The 6015-nt window shown below is 45.6% G+C and carries 6 protein-coding genes; 3 read left to right on the top strand and 3 right to left on the bottom strand.

The features are described from left to right. The 3 genes from A1D16_RS19690 to A1D16_RS19700 form a co-directional block, all read left to right on the top strand. Window positions 1-984: Gfo/Idh/MocA family oxidoreductase (locus A1D16_RS19690; protein ID WP_290712720.1), on the top strand; the 984-nt coding region annotated here is incomplete at its 5' end. Between the two features lie 10 nt (window positions 985-994). Next, window positions 995-2293, top strand: a complete 1299-nt coding sequence (locus tag A1D16_RS19695; RefSeq protein ID WP_290712722.1) for a hypothetical protein — start codon at window positions 995-997, stop codon at window positions 2291-2293. A gap of 93 nt (window positions 2294-2386) precedes the next feature. After that, on the top strand, window positions 2387-2974 hold the full coding sequence (locus A1D16_RS19700) for a T9SS type A sorting domain-containing protein (protein ID WP_290712724.1): 588 nt from the start codon (window positions 2387-2389) through the stop codon (window positions 2972-2974). A gap of 205 nt (window positions 2975-3179) precedes the next feature. Here A1D16_RS19700 and A1D16_RS19705 read toward each other — a convergent pair whose 3' ends face one another. From A1D16_RS19705 to A1D16_RS19715, 3 genes are all read right to left on the bottom strand, one after another. Then, window positions 3180-4226 (bottom strand): sialidase family protein, encoded by a 1047-nt coding sequence (locus A1D16_RS19705; RefSeq protein WP_290712726.1) that lies wholly within the window; start codon window positions 4224-4226, stop codon window positions 3180-3182. A 61-nt stretch (window positions 4227-4287) separates the two neighbouring features. Continuing rightward, window positions 4288-5304: a glycoside hydrolase family 43 protein gene (locus A1D16_RS19710; protein WP_290712728.1), complete on the bottom strand. Its 1017-nt coding sequence runs from the start codon at window positions 5302-5304 to the stop codon at window positions 4288-4290. Window positions 5305-5336: 32 nt separating this feature from the next. Then, a partial coding sequence (locus A1D16_RS19715; protein ID WP_290712730.1) for an endo-1,4-beta-xylanase occupies window positions 5337-6015 on the bottom strand: 679 nt, incomplete at its 5' end.

Raw genomic sequence — 6015 nt, forward strand, 5'->3', positions numbered from 1 at the left:
ATCTGCGGTATTGTATCGCGCGGCGACAGTAAAAAAATATTGAACAATCAACTGGGAGGTGGCTATCCCCTCTACGACTCCTATGAAACTGCACTTGCCCAAGCAAGACCCGATGCGGTTTGTATTTCAACCTACCCCGATACGCACGAGGCATACGCTATGATGGCTTTTGAAGCAGGAGCGCATGTGTTTCTGGAAAAACCGGTAGCCGACACTGTGGAAGGTGCTGAACGGGTAGTGGCAAGAGCCATAGAAACCAAGCGGAAATTAGTGGTAGGTTATATACTACGGCATCATCCCAGCTGGATTTACTTTATAGAACAAGCGCAGCTGTTGGGTAAGCCACTGGTAATGCGGATGAACCTGAATCAGCAGAGTCATGGACTTATGTGGCAGGTGCACCGTAACCTGATGAAAAGCCTTAGTCCAATTGTGGATTGCGGGGTCCACTACATTGATGTAATGTGTCAGATGACCCGGTCTAAACCGGTGCAGGTGTCGGCTATTGGTGCCCGTTTAACGGAAGATATTCCTGCAAACAATTATAACTATGGCCAGTTGCAGATTCGTTTTGAAGACGGATCTGTTGGCTGGTACGAAGCCGGCTGGGGGCCTATGATCAGTGAAACAGCCTTCTTTGTAAAGGATGTAATTGGCCCGAAGGGATCGGTATCCATAGTGGCAAAACAAGCCAGTGCTGCCGGACAATCGGATGATGTGTCCTCGCATACCAAAACCGAGTCAATACGGATTCATGCAGGAGAGCTGACACCAGATGGTCGGTTTGCCCGGCCCGATAAATGGGTGGATTTGGAAGACGAGCCCGATCACCAGGAACTTTGTAACCGGGAGCAACGCTATTTTCTGAAAGCCATTACGGAAAACCTGGATTTAACCGACCATATGGAAGACGCCGTGAATAGTTTACGGATTGCGTTTGCCTGTGATGAATCGGTGAGGTCTGGCAACATTGTTCAATTGTAATTTAACAGGTATGTATAAAGGTGTTTTGGTATTGCTTTTGTTATCCTGTACCAATAGCCGCCTGCTGGCCCAGGTGGCTGAACCAGGTGCAGTATTACCCGACTGGCAAGCAGGTTATCTCGATTTGCATCATATCAATACAGGGCGGGGTAGTGCCGCTTTTTATATTTTGCCGGATGGCACTACAATGCTGGTAGACGCTGGTGAAATGGATATACATGATGGCCGTACGTTTACACCGCGTAATAGTCAATTGCTGCCTGATGATAGTAAAAAACCTTATGAGTGGATTGCTGCCTATATAAAGCGATTTCATCCGGCTCCCAAACCAGTTCTGGATTATGCACTCATCACGCATTTTCATGATGATCATTTCGGTGCCTGGTACCCCGAAATGCCGGTCAGCAAAAAGGATGCTATAGGGCTAACCGGCATAACAGGTGTAGCTTCCCTGGTTCCGATCCGCATGTTACTGGACAGAGGTTACCCGTCCTACTCCTATCCCGTTGATAAAAATCGCTGGCTCCAGCAGGTTGGTAAAAATGATACCCCCTATCGCAGAACCATGGAAAATTATTTTCGTTTTGTAGAACAGGGGGTGAAAAATGGTATGCAGGCAGCTACCTTAAAAGCCGGCTCCTTGCGTCAGATTCGGCTACAGTACAACGCAGCTGCCTACCCGCAGTTCAGCGTGCGAAACCTGAAAGCAAACGGATTGATCTGGAGCGGACAGGATAGCAGCGCCGTTGCTTATTTTCCGCCTGCCAATCCGGAGCTTCCTTTCAGCTGGCCCGATGAAAACAGTATGAGCCTTGCATTATTACTACAGTATGGTCCGTTTAAATATTATACCGGAGGTGATAACCCGGGGGTGTTGTTTTACGGGAACCCTGTTTGGCGAGATGTGGAAACGCCCATGGCAAAAGTCACCGGTCGGGTGGATGTAGCCACCCTGGATCATCACGGCAACCGGGATGCGGTAAATGAATTCCAGGTAAAGACTCTTCAACCCCGGGTCTGGATTGGCCAGAGTTGGTCGGCTGATCATCCGGGCCATGAAGTGTTGGTGAGAATGGTAAGCCCTTATTTATACGATGGACCGCGTGACCTTTTTGCTACCAATATGCTGGAAGCAAATCGCCTTGTAATTGGTCCGTTGATTGATCGATCCTACAAAAGCCAACAAGGACATATCCTGGTGCGTGTATTACCGGGTGGAGATCGCTACTATGTGATAATCCTGGAAGACAAAGACGAAACCGCCCGGATTAAAGCTGTTTTCGGTCCTTATACAGCCTTGTCGAAATAATTCGAATTGCCTTTTCGGGAGAAAAATAAGTGTTTCTACTATTGCAGGACAGGATCCGGGCAATTATTTTAGCCTGTTAATTAAAGTTCCACTATGCAGAAACCGCCCCGAACACCCGTATGGATATATATACTGTTTCTCTTCAGCAGTATACAGGTATTGGCACAGGCTCCCGACGATTGGAAAAGTTTTACCGGTTCCCAACACAAAAACTCTGTAGTACTGGCCTGGGAAACCTTTGCGGAATACGATTCAAAAGAATTTATAGTACAGCATAGTGAAGGCGGACTTGGCTGGACATCCCTTGGTACCGTTGCGGCAGCTGGCACAAGCGGCGTTGTTCAATCGTATAAATTTACCCACAGCACACCAGTTGATGGTACTAATTATTACCGGGTAATATTGGTAAATCAAAATGGAAGAAACCATTTTACCAAAGTAATCCAGGTGGCATTTGTGGAAAAACATCCGCTCCGTATTTACCCCAATCCTGTGCTTAATGGAATTTTAAATGTTCAGTTGCAGCAGGATGTGGATATTACTATCTATACCCGAAATGGAAAAGCTCTTTTGCATAAGCACTGTGCAGCAGGAAAGTCCAAGGTATATGTCAATGACCTTCCAGCAGGACTGTATCAGTTCAAAGCGGGAGATGAGGTCCAACAATTTTTTATCCGGTGATTTTGACCGGTTTTTTTGTGCCGGTACCATTATGTGAAAACTCTTAGAGTTTTTGTAGCTATAATTCAAAATTACGCTGGTTCGGAGAACTACTATTGCAAGAGGTATTTATCTGCTCTATATTTATTCAGCCATGTTTAAAGCAGTAGTGGTTCACTTACCAGAAGGTGAAACCTCGCCTCCTTGCCTTTTGGGAAGGAGGCTTTTATTTTAGCTGCAGGGAAAGGTATTTTATATTCTTTCTGTTATACGTATACGTTATATGAACGATTCCTTCACGATCCTGGATAACCGCCGGATAACTGAATTCTCCCTCCGGTTCATTTTCTAATTGAATTAAATCCTGCCAGTTCTGCCCGTCTTTGGATAGGGCTACATTCAGCTTATTTCTTCCATTCCACCAGTCTTTTCCCGAGGGTAGTGGATTGTAAACCAGTAATTGCCAGCCATTGGACAAAGAAACAGCATCTGACCCGGAGTTAGGGTTGGGTAAATTTGTTTTGCTTAAGGCCGACCAGGTGTTGCCCTGATCACCCGACCAGCATTGAATGATATAGTTCTGACGGCTTCTGGATAATAATTGTAGCTGATCGTTCGGGTAGTGAAGAATGCTTGGTTGAATAACTCCGAAACTATCGTTATTGATAAGTATTTTTTTCCAGTTTTGAAAATTGGCATCTGATTTTTCCAGGTGAATATGCCAGGTTTTTTCGTCCAGGCTTTCGGTACTGGAAGGGTGTAGGATGGTGCCGTCTTTTAGTTGGATGGGCTTATTTTTAATAGGGCCCAAAAAACCATCCGGTAACTTATGGGCAGCCGACCAGGTTATTCCGTTATCGTTGGAGGTTTTATATTCTCCCCACCATTCACGTGGGTTGGGTCCTACTTTATAAAAAAGAGCAACCTGGTTGTTGGTTGATCGAAAAAGAACCGGGTTCCAGGTAGGGTATCGGACCGTGTCATTGATTATTCCATCTGCCACAATACGGGGAGCTGACCATTTGCCTTCCTGCAGGGTAGCCGTGTAGATTACAACTTCTTTATGCGATTCATGTGGTCCGCCAAACCAGGCAACCATTCGTTTGTTTTCAGGAAGTTCAAGGATGGTAGATGCATGGCAACTGGAAAAGGGTGGATTTTCTATTACCAATTCTTTGGAGAGAATGGTGGCAGCAGGTGGTCGGTTGGTGGTACAGGAGCTAATGATTACTCCAGGCAGCAGTATTGCCGCTGCTTTCCATAAAACAGTCATTCGCATAATCTTTCCCTATTTGGGTGGTAAGTTACTGGTTTTATTATTTACCGGCCGGGTATTACCCGTTTAATGAATAAGGTGAAATAGTTTTTATCAAGCCGTTTTTGTCGTGGTGTAATTCGGTGAGCTTTATTGTTCGTAAATGGGTAATTCCATTACTTAAACTGCTATCGTGGTAAAACAAATACCAACGGTCCTGGAATGAACAAATGGAATGATGAGTGGTCCAGCCAATAACTGGTTCAAGAATACGACCTGCGTAGGTAAACGGCCCATAGGGCGAATCTCCGATCGCATAACAGATATAATGCGTTTCACCCGTGGAATAGGAAAAATAATAGCGGCCACCGTAATAGTGCATCCAACCGGCTTCAAAGAAACGCCGATCCTTGTCTGCCTCCAACAACGGCTGACCGTTTTCATTTGTAATAAGCAGGTCGCGGGGCGATTCGGCAAAGGAGAGGAGGTCGTTGCTGAGTTTTGCAACTTTCGGGCAAAGGGCTGGTTCATTATCTGCGGGAAGCTGTGCAAAAGCACCTTCTTTATCGGCTACAAACTGACCGGTTCGCCAGTGCTGCAGCTGTCCGCCCCAGATTCCACCAAAATACAGGTAGTAAACCCCATCCCGATCTTTGAAAACTGCCGGATCAACCGAAAAACTTCCGGTAATCGGCTGTGCATGCGCTTTAAACGGGCCTGCTGGAGAACAGCTTACAGCAACGCCTATGCGAAAAATATCCAGTGCGTCTTTGGCTGGGAAAAACAAATAATACAACCCTTCTTTTTCTGTTGCATCGGGCGCCCATAATTGCTTTTTTGCCCAGGGAATGTCTTGTAAAGACAAGGCTATGCCATGATCGATTACCGTTGCACCGGGTGTTTCCATCGATAATACATGATAGTCCTGCATGGCAAACTGGCTGCCCAAATTGTCCTCCGGAATGGTCGAGTCTATATCATGCGAAGAATAGATATAGATCTGCTCCTGAAACACGTGTGCCGAAGGGTCGGCTGTATAGATATGAGTTACCAGGGGGGATGAAATTGCTTTTTGTTTCAGCTTTTTAACTGGCATAAAAATATAGTTCAGGCAATGTTTTCTGCTGCTTAATTGAACGGTTCATAGGTAGGGAGTTGCTTTAATCCCATTACCGCATGGTAGGCTGGCTTGGGCAATAATTGCCGATCAAAAAGAAGGGGGAAATTAGTTCTGCCCCTCATCGGCCATCCGTTCAACCAGGACGACCCGTCCTCAACTCCCCAGAAAGTTACTCTTGCTATTTTATCCTTATGTTTTAACAATAATTGAAACAACTTTTCATAATCTTTTGCCTGTTTAACCAGGATGCTATCTGGAATTTCTTTTGCATAAGGATTTAAGCTGGAATCTGCTGCCGCTTGTTGCAGGGTTAAGTCTGCTCCCTGGTAGTTTCCGGGTAATACATCAATGTCTAATTCTGTAATCAGTACTTTTAATCCAAGGGAATGATAGGCTATTATGCTTTCTTCGATAGCGGCGAAAGGGATTTTTCCGAGTTGCCAATGCCCCTGGATGCCAACACCATCGATCCGCACGCCGGCCTCTTGTATTTTTTTTACCAGTTCCAGGCAGCCGTTTCTTTTCAGTGGCTGTTCAATATTGTAGTCATTATAGTACAATTCTGTATTGGGCGATGCTTTTTCAGCCAGTCGAAAAGCAGCTACTATATAACCGGGGCCTAACTTATCAAGAAATACTGAATTACGCAGGCTGCCATCTTCATTCAATGCTTCGTTTACAACGTCC

Source organism: Flavihumibacter sp. CACIAM 22H1, assembly GCF_001601815.1.
In the GTDB taxonomy this organism is placed as follows: Bacteria; Bacteroidota; Bacteroidia; order Chitinophagales; family Chitinophagaceae; genus Flavihumibacter.